General features: G+C 34.2%; 19 protein-coding genes. 7 read left to right on the top strand and 12 right to left on the bottom strand.

The window, feature by feature from the left end:
* Positions 1-122: 122 nt before the first annotated feature.
* From AAYQ19_RS12335 to AAYQ19_RS12315, 5 genes are all read right to left on the bottom strand, one after another.
* Positions 123-5,033, bottom strand: coding sequence for a PorP/SprF family type IX secretion system membrane protein (locus AAYQ19_RS12335; protein ID WP_343536618.1), 4,911 nt, complete (start codon positions 5,031-5,033; stop codon positions 123-125).
* Between the two features lies 1 nt (position 5,034).
* On the bottom strand, positions 5,035-6,426 hold the full coding sequence (gene sprC, locus AAYQ19_RS12330) for a gliding motility protein SprC (RefSeq protein WP_343536617.1): 1,392 nt from the start codon (positions 6,424-6,426) through the stop codon (positions 5,035-5,037).
* A gap of 89 nt (positions 6,427-6,515) precedes the next feature.
* Positions 6,516-6,920, bottom strand: coding sequence for a hypothetical protein (locus AAYQ19_RS12325; protein ID WP_343536615.1), 405 nt, complete (start codon positions 6,918-6,920; stop codon positions 6,516-6,518).
* A gap of 101 nt (positions 6,921-7,021) precedes the next feature.
* Complete coding sequence (locus tag AAYQ19_RS12320; RefSeq protein WP_343536614.1) at positions 7,022-8,311, bottom strand: beta-helix domain-containing protein; 1,290 nt, start codon at positions 8,309-8,311, stop codon at positions 7,022-7,024.
* Positions 8,312-8,500: 189 nt separating this feature from the next.
* Positions 8,501-8,953: a hypothetical protein gene (locus AAYQ19_RS12315; protein WP_132988283.1), complete on the bottom strand. Its 453-nt coding sequence runs from the start codon at positions 8,951-8,953 to the stop codon at positions 8,501-8,503.
* A 434-nt stretch (positions 8,954-9,387) separates the two neighbouring features.
* Between AAYQ19_RS12315 and AAYQ19_RS12310 the strand changes: the two genes are divergently transcribed.
* The 4 genes from AAYQ19_RS12310 to recA all read left to right on the top strand — a co-directional run bounded on the left by AAYQ19_RS12310 (position 9,388) and on the right by recA (position 12,641).
* Complete coding sequence (locus tag AAYQ19_RS12310; protein ID WP_343536612.1) at positions 9,388-10,536, top strand: DNA polymerase III subunit; 1,149 nt, start codon at positions 9,388-9,390, stop codon at positions 10,534-10,536.
* A gap of 7 nt (positions 10,537-10,543) precedes the next feature.
* Positions 10,544-10,927 (top strand): DoxX family protein, encoded by a 384-nt coding sequence (locus tag AAYQ19_RS12305; protein ID WP_343536611.1) that lies wholly within the window; start codon positions 10,544-10,546, stop codon positions 10,925-10,927.
* 31 nt (positions 10,928-10,958) lie between these two features.
* Positions 10,959-11,468, top strand: a complete 510-nt coding sequence (locus AAYQ19_RS12300) for an acyl-CoA thioesterase (RefSeq protein WP_343536610.1) — start codon at positions 10,959-10,961, stop codon at positions 11,466-11,468.
* Positions 11,469-11,633: 165 nt separating this feature from the next.
* A complete protein-coding gene (gene recA, locus AAYQ19_RS12295) occupies positions 11,634-12,641 on the top strand; it encodes a recombinase RecA (protein WP_343536609.1) in 1,008 nt (335 codons plus the stop codon).
* Between the two features lie 561 nt (positions 12,642-13,202).
* Here the strand turns inward: recA and AAYQ19_RS12290 are convergent.
* A complete protein-coding gene (locus AAYQ19_RS12290) occupies positions 13,203-13,958 on the bottom strand; it encodes a lysophospholipid acyltransferase family protein (RefSeq protein WP_343536608.1) in 756 nt (251 codons plus the stop codon).
* A 217-nt stretch (positions 13,959-14,175) separates the two neighbouring features.
* Between AAYQ19_RS12290 and AAYQ19_RS12285 the strand changes: the two genes are divergently transcribed.
* Positions 14,176-14,559 carry a GxxExxY protein gene (locus tag AAYQ19_RS12285; RefSeq protein ID WP_343536607.1) on the top strand — a complete coding sequence of 128 codons (384 nt, stop codon included), beginning with the start codon at positions 14,176-14,178 and terminating at the stop codon, positions 14,557-14,559.
* 168 nt (positions 14,560-14,727) lie between these two features.
* Positions 14,728-15,702 carry a tryptophan--tRNA ligase gene (gene trpS, locus AAYQ19_RS12280; protein ID WP_343536606.1) on the top strand — a complete coding sequence of 325 codons (975 nt, stop codon included), beginning with the start codon at positions 14,728-14,730 and terminating at the stop codon, positions 15,700-15,702.
* Positions 15,703-15,767: 65 nt separating this feature from the next.
* Here the strand turns inward: trpS and AAYQ19_RS12275 are convergent, their stop codons facing one another.
* The 6 genes from AAYQ19_RS12275 to AAYQ19_RS12250 all read right to left on the bottom strand — a co-directional run bounded on the left by AAYQ19_RS12275 (position 15,768) and on the right by AAYQ19_RS12250 (position 21,795).
* Positions 15,768-16,625 (bottom strand): hypothetical protein, encoded by an 858-nt coding sequence (locus AAYQ19_RS12275; RefSeq protein ID WP_343536605.1) that lies wholly within the window; start codon positions 16,623-16,625, stop codon positions 15,768-15,770.
* A gap of 74 nt (positions 16,626-16,699) precedes the next feature.
* A complete protein-coding gene (gene dprA, locus AAYQ19_RS12270) occupies positions 16,700-17,800 on the bottom strand; it encodes a DNA-processing protein DprA (protein WP_343536604.1) in 1,101 nt (366 codons plus the stop codon).
* Positions 17,801-18,098: 298 nt separating this feature from the next.
* On the bottom strand, positions 18,099-18,734 hold the full coding sequence (locus AAYQ19_RS12265) for a hypothetical protein (RefSeq protein WP_343536602.1): 636 nt from the start codon (positions 18,732-18,734) through the stop codon (positions 18,099-18,101).
* 253 nt (positions 18,735-18,987) lie between these two features.
* Positions 18,988-19,599 (bottom strand): response regulator transcription factor, encoded by a 612-nt coding sequence (locus AAYQ19_RS12260; protein WP_343536600.1) that lies wholly within the window; start codon positions 19,597-19,599, stop codon positions 18,988-18,990.
* A complete protein-coding gene (locus tag AAYQ19_RS12255; protein WP_343536599.1) occupies positions 19,596-21,323 on the bottom strand; it encodes a sensor histidine kinase in 1,728 nt (575 codons plus the stop codon). The genes AAYQ19_RS12260 and AAYQ19_RS12255 overlap by 4 nt, the downstream gene beginning before the upstream one ends.
* Positions 21,324-21,381: 58 nt before the next feature.
* Positions 21,382-21,795: a hypothetical protein gene (locus tag AAYQ19_RS12250; RefSeq protein WP_343536598.1), complete on the bottom strand. Its 414-nt coding sequence runs from the start codon at positions 21,793-21,795 to the stop codon at positions 21,382-21,384.
* A gap of 438 nt (positions 21,796-22,233) precedes the next feature.
* Between AAYQ19_RS12250 and AAYQ19_RS12245 the strand changes: the two genes are divergently transcribed.
* A complete protein-coding gene (locus tag AAYQ19_RS12245; protein ID WP_343536596.1) occupies positions 22,234-23,199 on the top strand; it encodes an HU domain-containing protein in 966 nt (321 codons plus the stop codon).
* Positions 23,200-23,248: the final 49 nt, after the last annotated feature.

Here is a 23,248-nt window from a genome sequence, read left to right as displayed (position 1 = left end):
TTGTTTTTGGCCTGATTTATTTCTTAAGGGGCATTAAAAAATAAACTTTAGCGCTCTGAAACATTTTATTATTAAGTCCTTCTTATAATGATAAGAAGGACTGACTTTCTTATTTACTGCTATTAATTCTCAACTTTTACGATGGCTAATTTGCCGTTGTAAGGTTTGCTTCCTTTTGCCTCTAAAGCTTTCGTAGCCTCTTGTAAACCTTCAAATTTCTCGTAATAGATATAATACTTACTTGTTGCTATATTATAAAAGAAATTAATATCTGAACGTCCTGCAGCAACTGCTTTTGTAAGGAACTCATCTCTCTTTTCAACACTGCTATGAACGGCAAGAATCATGTAATATCCACTTTCAGAATTTTTAATGTTCTTGATGATCTGCATATTTGACTGGTCTTCACCAAAATCAAAATCGCTTGCTGTTAAAGGTGTACTGCTAATTTTAGTAGTTTCCCTAATACGTTTAAGAGCTGCTTGATCCTGATTGTATCTTCCTTGATCATTTTCGTATGCTGCACGCTTAATTCTACGTTTTTTCTCGATCTCAGTTTCTGCTTTAATACGCTCTAAATTCGCAAGTAAATCAGCACTGTCCTGCTCCATTTTCAATTGTGCTGCTTTCAATTGATTTATCTTTTCTAGATAAGCTCTGTTTAAAGCATCATTTTTATTCGGAACCTTTTTAAGCCTTTCATTGTATAAATTCGTCAGCTTGGCAATCTCGTCTTTTTGAAGTCTGTTTGCTTCAGCAATATTTGCTTTTAAAGCTTCTAACTGACTGTTTTCTGCCGCTACACTTTTGAATGGTTTTGGTTCTCTATATATTCCTTTTTCACTTAAATCATTTTCCTCTCTCAAGTCATTCAAATCTTTTTGTTTGTTGGCTACTGTTGCATTAAACTGAGCCAATAAATCACTTTGATTTTTGCTTGAAGCGTCTAGAGATTCTGTTAAGTTGTCTATCGCTTTTGCTGTTTCATCTTTTTGAGCTGCTGCCGCTTTTGCCGCTGCTGCTTCTGCATCCGCTTTAGCTTTTGCATCAGCTGCTAATTTTGCTTGACGAGCTTCTTCTTCGATTCTTGCTTTTTCTTCAGCATCTTGTTTCGCTTTCAATGCTTCTGCATCTGCTTTTGCTTTTGCATCAGCTGCTAATTTTGCTTGAAGTGCTTCTGCATCCGCTTTCGCTTTGGCGTCTGCTGCAAGTTTCAATTTCAATGCTTCTGCGTCGGCTTTTGCTTTAGCGTCTGCTGCTAATTTCGCTTGACGAGCTTCTTCTTCAACTCTAGCTTTCTCTTCAGCTGCTTGTTTTGCTTGAAGTGCTTCAGCATCAGCTTTTGCTTTTGCATCAGCAGCAAGTTTCAATTTCAATGCTTCTGCGTCGGCTTTTGCTTTAGCGTCTGCTGCTAATTTCGCTTGACGCGCTTCTTCTTCAACTCTAGCTTTCTCTTCAGCTGCTTGTTTTGCTTGAAGTGCTTCAGCATCTGCTTTCGCTTTGGCGTCTGCTGCAAGTTTCAATTTCAATGCTTCTGCGTCGGCTTTTGCTTTGGCGTCTGCTGCTAATTTCGCTTGGCGAGCCTCTTCATCAGCTTTTGCTTTTGCATCAGCTGCTTGTTTCGCTTGTAATGCTTCTGCATCTGCTTTTGCTTTTGCGTCGGCAGCAAGTTTAGCTTTTAATGCTTCTGCGTCGGCCTTAGCTTTCGCATCTGCAGCTAATTTCGCTTGACGAGCTTCCTCTTCTTGTTGTAATTGTTTAGCTTCTGCATCTGCTTTCGCTTTTGCAGTAGCCTCAGCATCGGCTTTCACTTTTGCATCCGCTAGCAATTGAGCCTGTAATGCTTCCATATCTGCTTTTGCTTTTGCATCAGCAACAAGTTTAGCTTGAAGTGCTTCTGCATCAGCTTTTGCTTTCGCATCAGCCGCTAATTTTGCTTGACGAGCTTCTTCTTCAACTCTAGCTTTTTCTTCTGCTGCTTGTTTTACTTTAAGAGCTTCAGCATCGGCTTTTGCTTTTGCGTCAGCTGCTAGTTTAGCTTGAAGAGCTTCTGCATCTGCTTTTGCTTTCGCGTCTGCTGCTAATTTTGCTTGACGAGCTTCTTCTTCAACTCTAGCTTTTTCTTCTGCTGCTTGTTTTACTTTAAGAGCTTCTGCATCGGCTTTTGCTTTTGCGTCAGCTGCTAGTTTAGCTTGAAGTGCTTCTGCATCAGCTTTTGCTTTCGCATCTGCTGCTAATTTCGCTTGACGGGCTTCTTCTTCAACTCTAGCTTTTTCCTCAGCTGCTTGTTTTACTTTAAGAGCTTCAGCATCTGCTTTCGCTTTTGCATCGGCAGCAAGTTTAGCTTGAAGTGCTTCTGCATCAGCTTTTGCTTTTGCGTCTGCTGCTAGTTTAGCTTGACGAGCCTCTTCATCCGCTTTAACTTTTGCTTCAGCAGCTTGTTTTGCCTTAGTTTCTGCATCGGCTTTCGCTTTTGCATCAGCAACTAGTTTCGCTTGAAGCGCTTCTGCATCAGCTTTTGCTTTTGCGTCAGCAGCTAATTGTGCTTGACGAGCCTCTTCATCGGCTTTTGCTTTCGCATCTGCAGCTTGTTTTGCTTTAAGCGCTTCCGCATCAGCTTTTGCTTTTGCGTCAGCAGCTAATTTTGCCTGACGAGCCTCTTCAGCTTCTTTTAATTGTTTTGCCTCCGCTTCGGCTTTTGCTTTTGCAGTAGCTTCAGCGTCTGCTTTAACTCTTGCATCAGCAATCAATTTTGCTTGTAATGCTTCCATATCAGCCTTAGCTTTAGCATCAGCAGCTAGTTTAGCTTGAGCTTCTGCATCTGCTTTTGCTTTTGCATCTGCCGCTAATTTTGCCTGTAATGCTTCTGCATCGGCTTTTGCTTTCGCGTCAGCAGCTAGTTTTGCTTGTTTAGCTTCTTCTTCCGCTTTAGCCTTATCAGCAGCTTGTTTTATCTTTAATGCTTCAGCATCGGCTTTTGCTTTTGCTTCTGCTGCAATTAATGCTTGTCTTGCCTCAGCGTCTGCTTTGGCTTTAGCATCAGCTGCCAATTTTTCTTTTAATGCTGCTTCTGCCGCTTGTTTCTCTTTCAGAGCCGCCGCCGCTTTTGCTTTGTTTGCCGCATCTATAGCCGCTTTAGTTTTAGCTTCTGCCGCTGCTTTTGCTTTTGCTTCTGCCGCTAGTCTAGCTTGATATGCATCCGAATCAGCTTTAGCTTTTGCATCAGCTGCTAAAATTGATTGTAAATCTGCTGCTTCTGCTTTTGCTTTTGCATCAGCTTTTTTCTTCGCTTCAGCCGCGTCCGCTTTCGCTTTTGCATCTGCTGCTAATTTAATTTTCAATGCCTCTGCATCAGCTTTTGCTTTTGCATCTGCCGCTAATTTTGCTTTCGCAGCAGCCTCAGCATCAGCCTTAGCTTTATCTGCAGCTAATTGCGCAGCTGTTTTTTGTGGCTCTGCTGGTTTAGCAGTAGTTGTTGCTGTTTTTGCTTTTGCCGCTTCAGCATCTGCTTTTGCTTTTGCTTCAGCCGCTAATTTCAATTTCATTGCTTCAGCATCAGCCTTAACTTTATCAGCTGCCAATTGAGCTTGTGTTTTTTGTGTTGCTGTGGCGCCTGGTTTATTTGCAGCAGCTTGCGCTCTTGCAGCAGCAGCAACGTCAACACGTGCTTTATTGTCAGCAGCTAATTGTATTCTTCGTGCTTCAGCATCAGCTCTTGCTTTATCAGCAGCTAATTGAGCTTGTGTTTTTTGTGTTGCAGCAACTGCTCTATTTGTTGTTGCAGTTTGTGCTCTTGTTGCAGCCGCGGCATCAGCTTTTGCTTTTGCTTCGGCAGCTAATTTAAGTTTCAGTGCTTCAGCATCAGCTTTAGCTTTACTATCTGCTTCTAATTTTGCTTTTGTTGCAGCTTCAGCATCAGCTTTAGCTTTTTCAGCAGCTGCAAGTCTTGCTTGTTTTGCTTCAGCATCAGCAATCGCTTTTGCTTCAGCAGCTAATCTTGCTTTTTCAGCACCATCTACTCTTGTAACAGGAGTTGATGGAGTCTTTTTAGCCATTACAGGTTTTGGTTTTGAAGGATCGATAAGAGAACCTTCATCATCATCACCATAGTAGTAATTTCTGTTTTTGAATCGGTAAGCAATTGCGAATTCATGAGAACCTCCTAAATTGGTAAAATTCCCAAAACCTCTTTCATAATTATACTCTATAGAAATACTTGGCGAAATATTAGCTCCTAAACCAGCTGAAACACCATATAAAGTATTATAACCTACTTGTGCCCAAACTCCTTGCGGAATTGAAATCATTGCAAGTCCAGACAAAACTGTCTTATCTTTTTTGATCTCCGTTTTTACAATTCCAGAAAATTTACTTCTGTCAAAAAACCCATAACTATCAAGGTATCCTGTGTACATACCATGCAATTCGATTGCTCTTTCTGGATCTTCTTTTACCATTCCAGAACCAAAATTGTAAAGAATCAAATTGTTGATCGATAAACCAAAATCAAGAAATGCTGTACCGTAATTGATTCCAGGGTTAACTGTAAGCAATGTATTTGACGGAATGTTATCAATTGGAAGATTTGGATCATTTGAAACAATTTTACCTTTGTTTAAACCACTTTGGTACGCACCAACGTTAAGACCAAATGTCAAATTGCTGTCTTCCTGCAAAACGATATTATGGGCAAAGTTGGCTACACCTCCAAATACGGTAAACACACCATAATTTTGTTGAAATAATCCGAAAGCAAAAGCTTCATTCTCTCTGAAACGACCAGAATAACCAAATAAATACGTATTTGGAGCATCATCAAATGAAACCCATTGTCTTTTATTATAAAAACTCACATAAGGATTTGATTCGCGTACAAAGCTGAAAGTTGGGTTAATTATGTATCTATTGAACTTTAAAGAATTTCTGATAGGTAAAGAAAACGAAACAACTCCATCCTCAGATTTCGTATCTTGAGAATAGAGTACATTTGAAAAACCGTAAAATAAAGTTATGAATAGTAGGATTTTCTTCATTTTATTTTATCAGAGTTATTGATCCTTTCTTTTCACCTGTCTCGGAATGAATAACATAGTAATAAACGGGATTTACATTTTTAATATCAATTGATCCAGACGGGGGCCAATCGCCTTGATAGTTGACAACATCAAGCACCATGTCTCCGTTTGAACTAATTATTTTTACACTAGTTTCTGGGTTTTTATATTCACTCGGAATATCCCATACATCATACGGATAACTGCTCAAGCTAATAATATTTGCAATTTTTTCTACTGAAGTAACTGGGTTACTATCATACGTAACTGTAAAAGGTAATTCCTTCTCAACGGTACATCCCGTTGCCTGGCTTACTTTTACTTTGTAATTTCCACGTGTTGCTACTAAATACGTATTAGTGTTAGCACCGGCAATTACAGTATTTCCAAGATACCATTGAAATGTTGGATTTACAGCGTTTGTTGTCACCGTAACACTTAATGTTTCGTCTGGGGCAATAACATTGGTTTCTGGGACATTTAATGAGGCATTAAAGTTATTTCCTTTAAGGTCGATTGTTCCTGTCGCTTTACATCCGCCAAAGTCAACATCAACAGTATAAACTGCTGCTTCGTTTGTGGTATAACTGCGGCTTGTCGCACCAGCGATTACACTTCCATTTTTTTTCCAAACGTAGCTATTTCCTGAAGTTGCTGTTAATACAGTTCCTGTTCCGCTAGAACAAAATGGATTTCCTAAACTTGAATCGATTGTTACTGATGATCCTGATCCTGAAGTTGTAACAGTAACACGATTTGAACTTAAATTATCCTCTGAACACAATCCGTAGTCTAATTTTGCATAATAAGTTCCAATCGAATTCACAACTAACGTTGTACCACTTTGTCCTGCAATTAATACATCATCTTTGTACCATTTGTATTTAAGATTTGGATAATTTGCCGGTGACGAAGGAACATCGCTAGGAGTTGGATTATAAACAGAAAGCGAAATACTTCCGCCAGAACAAATTGTAGCAGTTGGTGATTTTTCATTAATATAAAACGAACTCACATATGTACTATAATACGCTGGAAAAGAAGTATTGTTTGCTAAGTTTTTAAACCTTAAACTATAAACCGGTGTTGCTGTAACACTTTTTACACGCAGACTGTAAATGTCTGATCCTTTTAAATTTGTTGGAACAGCAAAACGAATGGTTTGTTGTTTTAAAGTTGGATCATCTGTAAATGAAATTTTTGTAGTAGCTGTTGGGGTTGTAAAATTCCCAGCATCATCAGAAAGTTCTACTTCGAAAGTAGTTCCTGCTGGAAAATCTACATAACTAAAAGTAGCCGAATATTGATTAAAAGGCGCGCCATCGATAATAAGCCCCGCGCAAATTCTATCGAAATTTAATTGCTGGGGCACTATCGTTTGGGCATAGCTATTTGTTTTAGTACATAAAAAAATACTAAAAAAAAGAATAAATCGGATTACAGATAGCGTAGTTTTCTGAATCATATAGTTCTTGTTCTTGCTAAGTCTATATTTTCAAAAAACAAAATATCGATGAATGTTTCTGAAAAATCATATTTATAGTTTTCAATAATGTCCTTTGCAAGAACAGAATAAAAAGCTGTAATTGATGAATTTTCTTTGCACTCAGAAGTTTGTTGATCCTTCGCGTCACTAGCTATAGCAAAGCTATCCTTGGGGATGGATAGCTCTACTGCTAACTGATTAGAATTATCTAATTTGCTGATCACTTTTGTATCAGCCGTTTCTGTTTTTTGGTTATTACATGCCAATGCGATGCCAGTAGTATCAGAAGTGTTTTCTGATTTACTTTGTGCTTTTAAAACTGCAATAGGCGAAACCAAAAATATAATATAAATAAAATATTTTTTTATAGATGGGGCCATTATGTCTTGATCTTTATTTGGTCCGAGACGAGACTAACATAAATTGTGTCTGGGGACTTTATTAATAAAATTTACGCTCTGAAATAAAAATCGAAACTTATCTATTTTCCGCTAGATGCTGTAATTTTTCCTAACTGTAATCTGAAATCTGGTTTCTTAGGATTGTAAATATCAATGAAAGTTTCTTTGTTATCACTTTGTGACATCACATTGAAAAACACAGGGTTTCCGTACCAGCTTTCTAAATCTTCATTGTTAGAATTGTACTCTGTAAAGATGTTTCCGTTACATAAGTTGAAGTACATTTCTTCAATTTTGATTTTCTTAAGATTAGCATCGTTAATCTCTGTTTTACTGTCTAATAATACAGCAGGATTAAATCCAGAGATTACGCTTCTTTTCATTTCTAATGAAGCCGTTTCAGCAACATAAATTGCCTCTTTTACTAAACCAGCCTGAATATCAGCTTTGATGTTCTCACTGTCGTTCAACATTGTCATATTTGTTGCCACAACAAGAGTTGTTTTTTTAGTAAAATCAGTTTCGCTTTTCTTTTCGAATGATTTTACCTCCATACAACGAGATCCATCTTTGTTACTTGATAAATAAGATGATCTAACTGCCAATGAGTTAAATAAACGACATTGAACACCTTGAGTAAATTTAAAATCGTCATTGATTGACTTGTAAGAAACTAATTTAGTAGCGTTTACATCACCTCCAAAGAAAGCAAATGAATCACCACCAGAGTAGCTCACCATAACGTTGTCTAAAATAGTTTTAGCACCAACACCAGCAACAGTTAAACCATTGAAAGTATCTACACCTTTAACTTTTTTTCCTGCGAATTCGATTCTAACGAATCTTAAAACACCAGAATTTCCGTTTACGTTGTCACCACCATAAGTAGTTAAACTTGGATCTAAATCCATGTTGTAAGAACCAACATTTCCAAATTTATTGATTGGTGCGTCACCAAGAAGTACGATTCCTCCCCAGTCACCAGCTTTTTTCTGGCTTCTGTTAGAAGTAAATACGATTGGATCAGTTTCTAAACCATCAGCGATAATTTGTGCACCTTTTGTAACTACCAATGTTCCTTTAGTTTCGAAATCACCAATAATTAAAGTTCCTGGTTCAATTGTTAATACTGCATTGTTTGTAACATAAACGTTGCCTTGCAAAACATAAACATTCCTCTTCAGCAATTTAGTGTTAACAGAAATGTTTCCTGCTAAAATTTGATTTGCTTCTCCATACTCTACTTTGTTAGGCTTAAATTCGGTCCAGTTATTTAACCAATTGTTGTAGCCCATAATTCCTTTCTCTTGCTGAGCACTCATACTAGTAACTGTCAAAAGAACGCAGATCATTTGAGTAATTTTTTTCATGATAAGGGGGTATTAGGGTTAATATATAAATTTGGGTATGCGTAAATGAAAAAACTCATCTCGATTTTTTCTGAAATAATCAGAACACATCGAGAACGAGTTATTTTTTATTACTCTCTTAATGTTTTTCGAAAATCTAGATCATCTACGTAAACGGATTAAAAGAGGTTTTAAAAATATGTTTTTTTATTACATTTCGTTCAAATCGTTGAACTCGTGTAATGATTTCAATGTGCTTTCGTAAAATAAAATCGCTGCGATCAAGTTTCCTTTATCAGAGTAAGGCATCATCTTTCTTTGGAAATCCACTGTCGTGTCTAAGAAAGTTGTAGTACCAACTGCTTGCGCATCTAATACTTTTTTGTGCTCACTATCGTCTGGAATACCTAAGTCGGCCATGGTAACTCCTGGTTTTGTAACCAACGCAATGTACGGAAGGGTTTTCACTAAAACTTTAATACGCTCAATGTACAATTCCAAAAGTTCTCCTTTTTGCATACCGCTCAATTCTTTTTGATCATGGTATTTTCTGATAAGAGCTGTTGTACTAATTATACTTCTTGGAGCATTTTTTGCTTGCGCTGAAACAGCTGCAGTTGTCAAGAAAAAAAGTGTACTTAATAAAATAATTTTCCCTTTCATAGATTCGATTTATAATTGGTTGTTCATGCAAACAAAAATATATAAATTAACTTAAATCGCAACTTTTATAAATTCTTTTTTCAAAAAAAAAACTTAAAAAAACCTTAAAAACCAGTCGTATGTCGAGAAAATGTGCGTTTTAACGAGTGTTTTGTTAAATTTGTTAAAATCAAAACCGTAAGATTAAAGCTATAAAAAAGAGAGGTTTTCTATCTTTAAATAGGCAAAAAAACATTACGTTTGTCGTTTTTGGCAAAAAAATATTAACAAAAAAGTCTTCATATCTGCTAGCGTGAAGTAATTTATTAACAAAATTAAATTGACACAATTGTAGTTTTTTTAAAAAAATCCTATCATTTTTTTTGCTCAAAATTCAACTCACAATCTTTTAATCTAAAATTTTTGCCTACATCATTTTCTTATATCTTTGCTTCATGCAATTTTCTCAAATTTTAGGTCAAGATTATATCAAAAGTCACTTGATAAAAAGTGCATCTTCAGGACGAATTCCGCATGCGCAATTATTTATTGGGCCAGAAGGAAGCGGCACTTTATCAACCGCAATCGCTTATGCGCAGTATATTTTGTGCAATAATACCGGTAACGAAAACGAAAATGGAAATGATTCCTGCAATTTGAAATTTCAAAACATTTCACATCCAGATCTTCATTTCATATATCCGACAGTTACAACTGAAGATGTCAAAACCAAACCAAAAAGTCTCGATTTCATTCAGGATTGGCGAACATTTGTTCAAGAAATGCCTTATGGAGGATTATTTGATTGGTACAAAATTTTAGGTGTTCAAAACAAGCAAGGTGAAATTAGAGTTGAAGATGCTCAAGAAGTTTTAAAATCCCTTTCGCTGAAATCATACGAAGGTGGTTATAAAATCATGATCATCTGGATGGCCGATAAAATGAATATTGCAGCTTCAAATAAACTTTTAAAACTGCTTGAAGAACCTTCAGAAAAAACCATTTTCCTTCTAATTTCTGAAAATGAGGAAGATATTATTCAAACTATTCGCTCTCGTTGTCAAGTAATTCACTTTAATGGACTTCCTGAAAAAGTAATTGCAGACGCCTTGGTTTCACGTGAAAATATTGATCCGAATTTAGCCAAAAAAATTGCGCATCAAGCACAAGGAAATTTCAACAAAGCACTGCATTTACTAAAAGAAGACGATTCTGAATATCCCTTTGAACAATGGTTTGTAAACTGGGTTCGTGCCGCTTTTAGAGCGAAAGGAAATGCCGCTGCGATTCAGGACTTAATTTCCTGGAGTGAAGAAATCGCAGGCCTTGGACGCGAAAGCCAGAAAAAATTCATCCAGTTTTGTATGGAAATGTTTCGACAAGCTTTATTACTGAATTATCAAGCTCCAAGCCTTGTTTATATTGAACCAAAAGTGGACAAATTCAAACTCGAAAATTTTGCGCCTTTTGTTAACGGAAATAACATTCACGAAATTTTTAAAGAGCTTTCAGATGCTATGTACCACATTGAAAGAAACGGAAATGCAAAAATAATCCTAACCGATTTATCTATAAAACTGACTCGTTTAATCCACAAAAAATAGTCCTCAAATGAACAATGTTGCCTCTATTTTATTACTAGCATTTTTAGCCATAACATTTTTACAATCAGGCTATGAAAAGATTTTTTACTGGAAAGATAATGTAAACTGGCTGAAAGAACATTTTGCCAAAACGCCATTAAAAAACCAAGTTCCTTTAGCGCTTATGCATTTGCTTATTCTCGAATTAATTTCAGGAATTTTATCTGTTGTGGGTGCCATTCAAATCGCATTAAACAGCGGACGCGAATTCGGTTTTTACGGCGCGATTTTTTCATGCATCAGCTTATTGATGATGCTTTTCGGACAAAGACTTGCAAAGGATTATGATGGCGCGAGAACCATCGTAATCTATTTTATACCAGCTGTTATGGCTGTTTATTGGCTGAATTAATTAGCCTGCTTAATTATAATTTTACAAAAAAATGAATTCAAAACATCCTTCAGAATCTATAACTATTTTAACTGATTTAGTTTTACCGAGCGAAACAAATCCTTTAAACAATCTTTTTGGTGGCGAATTATTAGCCCGTATGGATCGCGCTGCAAGTATTGCCGCACGCAGACATTCGCGCCGAATTGTAGTTACTGCTTCTGTAAATCACGTTGCTTTCAATAGAGCAATTTCGCTTGGAAGTGTTGTTACTGTCGAAGCAAAAGTGTCAAGATCTTTCAAAAGTTCCATGGAAGTTTATATTGACGTTTGGGTTGAAGACCGTGAATCTGGAAGCAGAACCAAAGCAAACGAAGCGATTTACACTTTTGTTGCTGTTGATGATACCGGAAGACCTGTTGAAGTGCCAACAATTGTGCCGGAAACCGAACTTGAAATCCAGCGTTTCGATGCCGCATTGCGCCGTAAACAACTAAGTTTAGTGCTTGCAGGAAAAATGAAACCATCAGAAGCGACAGAATTACGAGCTTTATTTTTGTAATCAAATTTGTGACAATTTGGAACAATTTGGAAGAACCAAACTCCAAAAAAAAGAACTAGTTTTGCAATTCAGAAGTTCAGTTAAATAAAGTTTAGAAAGTTTTTTCTTACTTTTAAATTTTATTCTGGAAGCCAAAAAATAACAATTAAGATAATTTAAAAAAATATGAGTTCAGACAAAGAAGCCAAATTAAAAGCGTTACAACTTACGCTTGATAAACTTGACAAAACATACGGAAAAGGAACCGTGATGAAAATGGGCGATAGAGCCATTGTGGAAGTAGAAACGATTTCTTCTGGCTCACTTGGCGTTGATTTAGCGCTTGGCGTTAATGGATACCCAAAAGGAAGAATTATTGAAATTTACGGTCCAGAATCATCTGGTAAGACTACGTTGACATTGCACGCGATTTCAGAAGCACAAAAAGCAGGAGGAATTGCCGCTTTTATCGATGCTGAGCATGCTTTTGATAGAAATTATGCTGAAAAATTAGGTGTTGATATCGAGAACTTAATCATTTCGCAACCAGATAACGGAGAGCAAGCATTGGAAATTGCTGAAAATTTAATTCGTTCTGGAGCTATTGATATTGTTGTAATTGACTCGGTTGCTGCCTTGACTCCAAAAAGTGAAATTGAAGGCGAAATGGGAGATTCAAAAATGGGTCTTCACGCACGTTTGATGTCTCAAGCTTTAAGAAAACTTACTGGAACTATCAGCAAAACAAATTGTACTGTTTTCTTCATTAACCAATTGCGTGAAAAAATTGGTGTAATGTTTGGAAATCCAGAAACTACAACGGGTGGTAACGCGTTAAAATTCTACGCTTCAGTTCGTTTAGATATTCGTCGTTCTGCTCAAATCAAAGATGGAGAGAATGTAATTGGAAACAGAACTAAAGTTAAAATCGTTAAAAACAAAGTTGCGCCACCATTTAAAACAGCGGAATTCGATATTATGTACGGAGAAGGTGTTTCTAAAACTGGAGAAATTCTTGACCTTGCTGTTGAATTTGATATCGTTAAAAAAGCAGGATCTTGGTTTAGCTATGGTGATACAAAATTAGGTCAAGGACGTGATGCTGTTAAAGCTTTAATCAAAGATAATCCAGAATTAGCTGAGGAATTAGAAGCAAAAATTAAGGAACATATGAAAGAATTAGCAAACGCTTAAATCTTTCAAAATCTGTAGATTGTAGATTTACATTTTCAAAAACCCGGAAGTAATTACACTTTCGGGTTTTTTATTTTAAAAAAAATTTAAAAATCGACGCAACCATTTCAAAAAATCACATCTTATAAATAGTTATAAAATTTTATAGGCATCGCCATAAGTGCCTTTTTTAAATTTTTAGAATGAATTTGGTTGATTTGTTTTAATGAAAATCCGTTGGCTTGTTTGGTGCCGACGGGTTTTTATTCAAAAAAAAGAAAAAAAAATTTCATCACTCAAGCAACCTTTTTCATTTTTAGCTCTCTATAATAGTGTGACGTTAACTTGAGTTCTAACCAAACTCTTTATTATCAATCCTTAATGTTTTTAATCATGAAAGAGAAAATTGAAGTGTTGTACAATAAAAACCGCAGAAAAACCAAATTGAAGTTTAAAAAAGTATTGCGATTTATTTCTGAAAAAATCATTCACAGATAAGATTTTTGAATAAAAATAAGGGGTTATTTTAGTTCAAAAGAAAACCCGGAATCCTAGAGCTTAAGGATTACCGGGTTCTGTTTTTTATTTTTTAGAATCTTTCTTCTGAAATTGGACTAACTCGTTATAAATCAATTGTCGGACACGATCTCGAAGTTCTTTTCGATGGTCACTTGTCACACCGTTTGTTTCTACAAATGGAAGGATTTTTGCACGCATTTTTCCGGGACTTCCACTTAAAAAAGTATATGAAAAACGCTCTTTGTTATCTGGAAAAACAATTGGCACAATCGGAATTTGATGTTCTATTGCTAAGCGAAAAGCTCCGTCTTTAAACTCATCCAGTAAAATGCTTTCATCATCTGGAACGCCTCCTTCAGGGAAAATACAAATACTAAGTCCTTGATTAAGTCTATTTTGAGCTCTTTTGAAAACTTCATTTTTACTTTTTGAAGAATTTCTGTCAACTAAAATACAAGTTCTTTTATAGAAAAATCCAAACAGTGGAATCTTCACCAATTCTTTCTTTCCCACAAAAACAAAAGGATTTTTAATAAGGGCAAGCATCAGCATGATATCGGTCATTGAGGTATGATTTGCGACAATCATATAGCTCGTATGTTTGATCAACTTTTGTTCGCGTTTTACTTTGTAATAAAAACCCATCCCGAAAAGGATAAATTTAGCCCAAATGCGGGCCATTTTGAAGAAATAGGGATATCCGCGTTCTGATGCAATAGAAATCAGCAAAAACGGCATCATAATCAATATTGGAATGGCCATTAAAACATAAAACCAAATGCGCCATAAAACCCAAAAAACAATCTTAAATATTTTCATAACTTCAAAAGTAAGAAAACCCAAATGAATTTTTAAAAGATTTTTTTAACCACAAAGCACGCAAAGGTTTTCACAAAGAAAATTGCAAATTTTATAAGCTAAAAATTACAATATGAATAAAGTTCACAAAGCTAATCTTAAACAATATTATAAGAAAATAATTACTAAATTGGCTTCATAACTCTATCCCACACTACAAAAAAATAATTAAGATTAGATGATGACAATAGAAAATGATTTAGCAAAAATTTTAATTGGTTTAGCAATTGACGTGCATAAAGCGCTAGGACCAGGCTTACTGGAGAATACATACAAGGAATGCTTATTTCATAAAATCGAAAAAAGCGGAATTAATGTGCAAAAAGAAAAAGCACTGCCAGTAATATTTGAAGAAATAAAATTAGATTGTGGCTACAGAGTTGATTTATTGATCGAAAACAAACTTATAATAGAAATAAAAAGTGTTGAAACTTTAAATACAATTCATCTTGCTCAAACTTTAACTTACTTAAAACTTGGTAATTACAAACTGGGTTTACTAATTAATTTTAATGAAATACTCCTAAAAAACGGAATTCGAAGAGTCATCAATGATATATAAACTCAATGCCTTAGTGGACTACTCAGCGCTATTCCATTTTACAATCATCTTAAAAAATCTTCATACTTTGTGTAAAACCTTTGTGCACTTTGTGGTTAAAAAAAACATCACGACCTTTGTTGTTTAAATAAATAAACTTGCAATCTTTGCGGTTAAGAAACAAAACTAATGGCAAAAATACTTACTGGTGTTCAGAGTACAGGAACGCCGCATTTAGGAAATTTATTGGGAGCAATTATCCCAGCAATTGAATTATCGAACAATCCTGCAAATGAATCTTATTTGTTTATTGCTGATTTGCATTCCATTACACAAATCAAAGACGGCAAAACATTAAGAGAAAATACATATAGCACCGCAGCAGCTTGGCTTGCATGTGGCTTGAACCCAGATAAAGTTACTTTTTACAGACAATCTGATGTGACGCAAACTGCCGAGTTGACTTGGTATTTGAGCTGTTTTTTTCCTTACCAAAGATTGACTTTGGCGCATTCGTTTAAAGATAAATCAGATCGTTTGGATGATGTTAATGCCGGACTTTTTACCTATCCGATGCTTATGGCAGCAGATATTTTATTATACGATGCTGAATTTGTTCCTGTTGGAAAAGACCAATTGCAACATCTTGAAATCACCCGTGATGTAGCTTCACGTTTTAATCACCAAATGGGAGAAACTTTTGTGCTTCCGGAAGCTAAAATTCAGGAAAATATCATGTTGATTCCTGGAACAAATGGTGGAAAAATGAGTAAATCTGCAAACAACATCATCAATATTTTCTTAGATGACAAAGCATTGCGCAAGCAAGTCATGAGCATTGAAACAGATAGTACACCTCTTGAAGATCCTAAAAATCCAGACACTTGCAACGCCTTTGCTATTTATTCATTATTAGCAAATGAAGAGCAAATTGCACAAATGAGAGCAAATTATCTTGGCGGAAATTATGGTTACGGCCACGCCAAACAAGCTTTGTTTGAATTAATTACGGAAAAATTTAAGACCGAAAGAGAAAAATACAATTACTACATAAACAATCTTGAAGAAGTAGATGCCTTACTGAAAAAAGGTGCCGCAAAAGCTTCTGTCGTTGCAGATGGCGTTTTAGCAAAAGTTCGCAACGTACTCGGATTTGAAAAATAAATCAAAAGAAAGCCTAATAGAAATGCAATCTATTAGGCTTTTTTCTTTTTAATAAATTTATGTTTTTAAGCTCTGCTAAGGCGCACCATCAACAAAATTAATCGTATCACAACGATAACAATTACTGCAATAGACCAGCCAGGAAACCCTGAAGAGCTGCTTGCACTATTCTCTTTTTCATTCGCCACATCAAGTTGGTTTTTATTTTTTCTGAATAAGTTATTCAACTCATAATCAACTGCATTATAATTAACTAAAGAAGAAATCATCGGATTCATTAATTCAAGTCTCAAGACCGAATTGCTATGTAAATTGTATACTTTGTTGTAAACGGCTCTAATTTTTTCATCTTTTTCGGCAGACCTAAAATGAGAAACTAAAACATAAAAACTGCGGTATTTTAAAAACTCAACTGTTTCACTTACAGCAGATGGATGTAAACTTCCGTTAACGGTTTGAATCGCATAATCAAGCTTTTCAGATACTTTATTGCTCAATTGCTCTAATGAGCTTTCAGGCAAGTATTCCTTAATTTCAAGCAAATCATCAATAGTATCGAATCGATTATTTGCCATATAATCATCTAAAATCGCATCTAAATCCTTAGATAAAAATTTATCCATAAAAACTCTAACATCCTCTTTACTAGACGAAATTGGATGATCAGAAATAAATCTGTTGCGCGAATAATTCTTTTTTGAAAAGAAGTTATATAAAATTCGGTTATTGCAAAGAAACAACAGCTGATTAGCGTAATTTTCCATAGCCAAAACCAAATTTTGGCCTAAATCAGGTGCAACATTTGCATTTCCAGAACGCTCAATTTCAAACTGTTTTTTTGCTTTTTCAATGTCTTCAGAGCTGAAAGATCGTAGGTCTGCGTTGTAAATTCCAGCGTTTTCAAATAATTCAATTATATTCATTTAACTTTAAGTTTTTGGTTAAAACAAATATATTCTTTTATTTATTTCATACTAATTTCTTTATTAAAAACCACTTAAATCGCTTCAAACATTTTTCCGGGCAATGGCCTTATTAAACCATTAAGTTCCATATTCAAAAGGGCACCAGACAATTTAAAAATCGGGAAATTGCATTCTAACGCAATGATATCCAATAGTTCTTTTCCATTTTTAACCAAAAAATTATAAATAATTTCTTCATCAGGATTTAGTTCTACAAAAAGCTGTCGTTGAATTTGTTTTGGTTTATTTTCTAGATCCCAATTCAGCACATAAATCAAATCTGCCGCACAGGTAAGGACATTCGCTTTCTGTGTTTTTATTAGGTTATTACAGCCTTGACTGTATCGGTCGGAAACACGCCCTGGAACCGCGAAAACCTCTCTGTTATAATCATTTGCTAAATTGGCCGTAATTAACGAACCACCCTTATCAGCAGATTCAATTACGATGGTGGCTTCGCTCATTCCGGCCACAATTCTATTTCGGCGCACAAACTTTTCTTTATCCGGATTTGAAGAACTCCAAAACTCGGTTATAAAACCACCATTTTCCTCCATCCTGGCCATATATTTTTTATGCGTTCTCGGATAAATTTGGTTTAATCCATGAGCTAAAACACCGATCGTTTGCAAATTATTTTCCATAGCCAATTGATGCGCTGCGATATCAACACCATAAGCAAATCCGCTTACTATTACAGGATCAAGAGGCACAAGATCTTCAATAAGTTTTCTGCAAAAATCAACTCCGTACGAAGTAACTTGGCGCGTACCCACTATGCTAATTAACTTTTTATTTTTCACGTTTATGTTTCCTGACGAAAAAATCAAAACCGGCGAATCAATGCAATGTTTAAGTCGATCTGGATAATCTTCGTCTTGAAAAAAAGAAACATTCAACCCATCCGATTTGATGAATTCCAATTCTTCACTGGCTTTATTGAAAATAGTTTTATCTTTTAGATTCTTCAATAAAACAGAACCTACCCCATCTATACCCGCTAATTGATTTGATTTAGCTTTAAAAATAGCGGCCACATCCCCAAAATGATTTAGTAATTTTTTAGCTATGATATCACCTACTCCATCCACTTTCATTAGGGCTAATAAATAAAATAAATCTTGATCTGACATTGAATAAAAGTATTACTAAATAGTTGAAAAATTTCTGAATAAGAACGCAAAAATAAATAAAACATAAGTTATTTCTTTCAAAAATAAAGAAATTAAATCAACGCAATTTTAAATTTCTTATTTACAAAAATATTTCCCTACAGATACTTAAATCTTTTAAAAATTGATTCTAAAAATTTCTTTTGCCAGTATAAAAAAAAGCTATTCAAATTTGAATAGCTTAATATGTTGTTTATAATATCATGTTAATAAACATTTTATTGTTCAGTATTGAATGACTTTATGAATAAATCATATACTAAAATGTAGTACATACTCCTTCATTAGCACTAAAACCACCATAGTAAGCAGTTACTCTTACACAAGCTTTGTTTAATGCTTCTAATTTTAAATCAATAACAACTTGAAACGGCCCTAGATAATCATTGAACACTTGGATAGTTCCACCTTCTAATATTTTCACTTTTATAGGAACATTTTCTGTAATCTTTATACCAAAAACCGCCAATTTTATTTGAACTGTTCCTTTAAAAATACCATTTGAATACTGACAATCTTTCAATTTTACAGAAAGTGAAAAGTTTTTATCTTCACTATCCATGATTTCAGAAATCAAAACGTTATTAACGTGAATATCTAATGTTGAAAAATCTTTTTCGACTTTCCACATTAAAACAGAAGCGTGATCTGCAAATCCACAATCGTCTGGTTTTTCACCATTTCCAGGTAAAAGAAGAAATTTTGGTTTGTCTAATTTTATACAAGCCCCTGCGGTCTTTAATCCAACAACTTTTACAAGGGATGGTCCGTCTCCAAATTGCTTTAATGATGAGAAATTTTCTTTTGCTAAATCCAGTTTAAGAACTGAATAAGGTTCTCCAAATACTTTTACTAAAAAATTTTCTTTAAGCTGTTCACTAATAAATTTTTCCATTTTTTGATTTATTTTAATTTTTCCTACTCTTTTGGCTTTTCGGCATCGCCCCGTTTATTTGAGTGGTTTCTAAACTCCACTTTTTTCAAATCTTCAATAGTCTTTGGTCATATTTTAATTGTCGAACTCTAAAATCAACTATCAAATAACTCATTGATTATTAAACCAAAATTCTATATTATAAGACAAAAAAAAATCCCTACAAATAGGGATTTTTTGGTTAACTTTTATTTCAATTCTGGTTTAGGGAAATTTAAAAATCATATTTCCGTTCAACAGCAAAACGTATTAAATCGGTTTTGCCATAGAGATTCATTTTTTTGAGGATATTTTTACGGTGTGTATCTACGGTGCTTTTACTTATAAAAAGTTCTTCGGCGATTTCGTTAGATGTTTTTCCTTCTCCAATAAGTCTAAGTATTGTCTTCTCTCTAGTGCTTAAAAGAATGTTTTCTTTGGTTAATTCGTCTTTGACAGCAATTGCATCGTCAAAAAAAGTTTCGTTGCTTAAAACGGCTCTAATCGCTTCGATTAATTTTCTTAGCGGGGAATTTTTCATAATATATCCTGAGGCTCCCGCTTCTTTCATTTGCTGAACAGCTTCGGACTGATCAAACATGCTAAAAGCAATAATTTTGATCTCAGGAAATTCACTCTTAATTATTCTCGTAGCACTAATTCCGTCACATTTTGGCATTCGGATATCTGTAATTACAATCTGTGGCCTTTTTTTTCGAACCAATTGTATTAATTCATCTCCATCATTGGCTTCACCAACAACGGTAATATCCTCTTCAAATTCTAAAGAAAGTTTAATACCGTCAATCAGCGACTGATGGTCTTCTGAAATTATTATTGTGATCATAATGGCAAATCTATAATGATGGAAGTTCCCTTAGTTAAAATTGAATCGATTGTGAATGTCCCGCCCATCTGTTCTACTTTTTTCTCCATGTTTTTAAGGCCTATACCCGATTTCCCAACAATCGTTTTCGGATTGAATCCTTTGCCATTATCTTCAATAATGACATTAATTTCCTTTGGTGATCCTTGTGTTAAGTAGATGTTTACTTCTGTTGCTTCAGAATGTTTTATAATGTTTGTACACAGTTCCTGAATCATACGAAATAAAGCAACTTCTACAGTATTTTCTAATCTTTCTGTAAGTTCAAACGGAATAACATTGATTGTTAAATGCTCTAAAACACTCATTTTCTCAGCCATTTTATTAACCGCAACCAACAGTCCTTCACTGCCTATAACTCCCAGGTTTTTGAGATGCGCAATATTTCGAACCTTTTGATAAGCCTCTTCTAATAATATATCGGTTTTCTCGTAAAGTTTATTTGACTGTGGGTTTTCAACTTCACTTTGACGATTCAGATTTTGGAAATTTAACTTTAATGTAGCCAAAATACTGCCCAAATCATCATGCAATTCGTTGGCTATATTTTGACGTTCCTTTTCCTGACTTTCAAGCATTAAATCAATTTCGTTAAGCTCTTGGTCTCGGAGTATTTTTTCCGTTTTTTGTATTTGAATTAGTTTCTCTTGTTCTGCAATTTTTTTCTTTTTAGTGATGTTTTTATATCCTAAAACACTAATTAACAAAACAATAATTAAAACACTCGCTATCAGATATAAAATTACGTTGTTTATTTTAATGTCTGTTTTTAACTGAAGATTTTCAAGTTCTTTTTCCTTGGTTTTGTATTTGGTATCAAAATTATTAATGGCAATATTTTGCTGCTCTGTATTCAAAGAATCGTGATATTGATTCGAAATTTCTAAATGATATAATGCTTTACTAAGATTGTTGGCGTCTTTGTAATTCAAATAAAGAAATTTATTAATATTTTCCTTGTTAACTTTAATATACTCTATCAGCTTTATTTTATCTGCCTGATGTAATAAATCAATTGCTTTTTCGTACTGACGAAGCTGAGAATAATTAGATGCCTGATTCATCAAATTATTACAGATGTAATTGGGATTGGGTGTTTTCTCTTGATGCAAAATTAAATTATCCTTGCGCAGGTAATACAAACTAGAATCTGGTTTGTATAAAACATCACTAAAAAGCACAGCCAGATTATTATATATCTTACTCTCAAGCTTTTTATCTTTTACAACTTTATTTAAAGTTATTGCTTTTCTAAAGTAAGACAGACTCTCCTGAGCTTCTTTGCTGTTTATTTTTAAAGAAGCTAATTGAACATAGCCTTTAAGAATTTTAGAATTATCTTTTGTGGAAAAGGCATAATCCATATATTCTTTAAGATAGAATTGGTGTTTTTGAGTATTATCTTTATAACTAACTAACAATGAAGCAATATTGAGATTTATTTCCATAGCCTTATCGATAATATTTGCTTTCAAATATTGTTTTTTCGCAATTAGATAATTTTCAATCGCTTTTACATCATTGTTTTGTTTACTATAACTTTTCGCTGTCAAAAAATAATAGTACCCTAAATCTTCAGGTAAAAAAGCAGTGGTATTTACCATCGAAAGTTCCGTCAATGCTTCTTTTGACTTCCCATTTTCAATGGATTTTTCGATGGAACTCAAAACTTTATTTTGCCCCATGCAAATGCTCACCGTACAAAGTAAAGTGAGCATGAAGCAAATAGTGATATGTAATTGGTTATTTACCATCTTCCTCACCTTCACGAATGGTCCCTTTACCGGTTGTGTCAGGAGTAACTATGGGGTCGAATGCAGCATCAAATATTTCTTTAGGCGTTTTTGTTAATTCATGGTTTTGATGGTGAAAAGCTGCTTCAATTTTTTTAGTAAAATCAATTTCTGCGGTACCAATTTTAGTTACATTTTTTGTTAAATCAATTACAAATAACTCAAGATTAGGCTTATTAGTATCAATTTTTAACTCATCACCTTTCAAATCTTTAAAATGAATTACAATTTTATTTCTTCCTTCACCTGAAATATTATAAATTTTGAATATTTTATAATCGTTATTAGTCGCTTTTTCTGGTAAAATGACACCAATAACTGCTTTTTTTCCTAAAACAACACCTTTTAAGTCATAAACTTTCATAATACTATATTTTATAAGTTAATAATAATCAAATCTATGTAATTATAAAAGAAAAAAAATACCTACAAATAGGTATTTATAAATGATCTAAAACCTAAAAATCACTTTAATTTAAAGATAATCAATAGGTTATTTTTTGTAACTTTTTGATTCCTAACTTCATCGACCTTCTTAAAGGCTAATAAATAAAACATGTTTACAATTTTGCATCAGTTAAAAAACATTATGTAAAATAGGAATAAAAATTAAAAGAACTTTTGACTAAAAAAAGTGTAATTTCTTAATAAAATTTAAAAATTAGCTATTAACTAAAATACAAATTTTAATAAGATTTTAATTAAAAATCTAAAAATCAAATAGCTATAAAAAAATCAAAATTGTTAATAAAAATTGTGAATAAAATTTTGATAACTATATTCGTTCCATAACTTTGTTACTATGAAAATCGAAAACTACATAGGACAGTTATTGTATCGTTATCAGTGTGTAACGGTTCCAGGATTTGGTGCATTTTTAACAGAAACTCAGTCGGCTCAGGTGAATGAAAACACGAACTCGTTTTCTCCACCTAAAAAATTGATTTCTTTCAACAGTCATTTGAAAAATAACGACGGTTTGCTTGCCAATCATATCGCAAATGCTGAAAAAACATCTTATGGTTTTGCCGTTAGTGCAATAGCATTTGAAGTTTTAAATTGGCAAAAAACGCTTGAAGAAGATGGTACAATAAGCTTAAAAAATATTGGTGAAATTCGTCTGAATTCTGAAAAGAATATCATTTTCACTCCAAATGATCAAACTAACTATTTGGCAACTTCTTTCGGATTAAGTCCGTTCATTTCACCTGTTGTGAAAAAAGAAATTTTTGAACGAAAACTGGAAGAAATTACAGAAAAAGAAACTGTTGCACTTTTTGGTGAAGAGGAATCAAAATCATCAAATTCATTATTGAAATATGCTGCCATTTTCATTCTAGGACTTGGTATTACAGGAAGCATTGGATATCCTTTATACCAAAACCAAATTGATTCTCAGACATTAGTGGTTGAAAGTGCCGTTCAGAAAAAAGTAGAAAACAAAATTCAAGAAGCAACTTTCTTCATTCAAAATCCTTTGCCAGCAGTAACGCTTTCAGTTGATTCGGCAAAAGTAGAAACTCCTGAAGCAAAACTAATGCCTTACCATATCATGGCGGGTGCTTTTAGAAGCGAAGCAAATGCTAAAAAAGCCTACGACCAATTGATCAAAGATGGTTACAAAGCACGTATGCTAGGAGAAAGCAAACATGGTTTATTTCCCGTTTTATACGGAAGTTATGCCACTATGGAGGAAGCAACAAAAGCTCAAAAAGAAATACAAAAAGGAGAAAATCCAGATGCTTGGATACTAGTCGAAAACTTATAAAATTCTCAAAAATCCTATTCGAACTGAATAGGATTTTTTTTGTCCTATT

The sequence above is a fragment of the Flavobacterium mesophilum genome (assembly GCF_039581405.1).
Classification (GTDB): domain Bacteria; phylum Bacteroidota; class Bacteroidia; order Flavobacteriales; family Flavobacteriaceae; genus Flavobacterium.
This window is presented reverse-complemented; position numbering and strand designations above follow the sequence as displayed.

Coding starts and splice junctions, on each gene's coding strand:
- AAYQ19_RS12335 (WP_343536618.1), bottom strand. CDS start 5,033: ATGAAGAAAATCCTACTATTCATAACTTTATTTTACGGTTTTTCAAAT.
- AAYQ19_RS12325 (WP_343536615.1), bottom strand. CDS start 6,920: ATGGCCCCATCTATAAAAAAATATTTTATTTATATTATATTTTTGGTT.
- AAYQ19_RS12320 (WP_343536614.1), bottom strand. CDS start 8,311: ATGAAAAAAATTACTCAAATGATCTGCGTTCTTTTGACAGTTACTAGT.
- AAYQ19_RS12315 (WP_132988283.1), bottom strand. CDS start 8,953: ATGAAAGGGAAAATTATTTTATTAAGTACACTTTTTTTCTTGACAACT.
- AAYQ19_RS12310 (WP_343536612.1), top strand. CDS start 9,388: ATGCAATTTTCTCAAATTTTAGGTCAAGATTATATCAAAAGTCACTTG.
- AAYQ19_RS12305 (WP_343536611.1), top strand. CDS start 10,544: ATGAACAATGTTGCCTCTATTTTATTACTAGCATTTTTAGCCATAACA.
- AAYQ19_RS12300 (WP_343536610.1), top strand. CDS start 10,959: ATGAATTCAAAACATCCTTCAGAATCTATAACTATTTTAACTGATTTA.
- recA (WP_343536609.1), top strand. CDS start 11,634: ATGAGTTCAGACAAAGAAGCCAAATTAAAAGCGTTACAACTTACGCTT.
- AAYQ19_RS12290 (WP_343536608.1), bottom strand. CDS start 13,958: ATGAAAATATTTAAGATTGTTTTTTGGGTTTTATGGCGCATTTGGTTT.
- AAYQ19_RS12285 (WP_343536607.1), top strand. CDS start 14,176: ATGATGACAATAGAAAATGATTTAGCAAAAATTTTAATTGGTTTAGCA.
- trpS (WP_343536606.1), top strand. CDS start 14,728: ATGGCAAAAATACTTACTGGTGTTCAGAGTACAGGAACGCCGCATTTA.
- AAYQ19_RS12275 (WP_343536605.1), bottom strand. CDS start 16,625: ATGAATATAATTGAATTATTTGAAAACGCTGGAATTTACAACGCAGAC.
- dprA (WP_343536604.1), bottom strand. CDS start 17,800: ATGTCAGATCAAGATTTATTTTATTTATTAGCCCTAATGAAAGTGGAT.
- AAYQ19_RS12265 (WP_343536602.1), bottom strand. CDS start 18,734: ATGGAAAAATTTATTAGTGAACAGCTTAAAGAAAATTTTTTAGTAAAA.
- AAYQ19_RS12260 (WP_343536600.1), bottom strand. CDS start 19,599: ATGATCACAATAATAATTTCAGAAGACCATCAGTCGCTGATTGACGGT.
- AAYQ19_RS12255 (WP_343536599.1), bottom strand. CDS start 21,323: ATGGGGCAAAATAAAGTTTTGAGTTCCATCGAAAAATCCATTGAAAAT.
- AAYQ19_RS12250 (WP_343536598.1), bottom strand. CDS start 21,795: ATGAAAGTTTATGACTTAAAAGGTGTTGTTTTAGGAAAAAAAGCAGTT.
- AAYQ19_RS12245 (WP_343536596.1), top strand. CDS start 22,234: ATGAAAATCGAAAACTACATAGGACAGTTATTGTATCGTTATCAGTGT.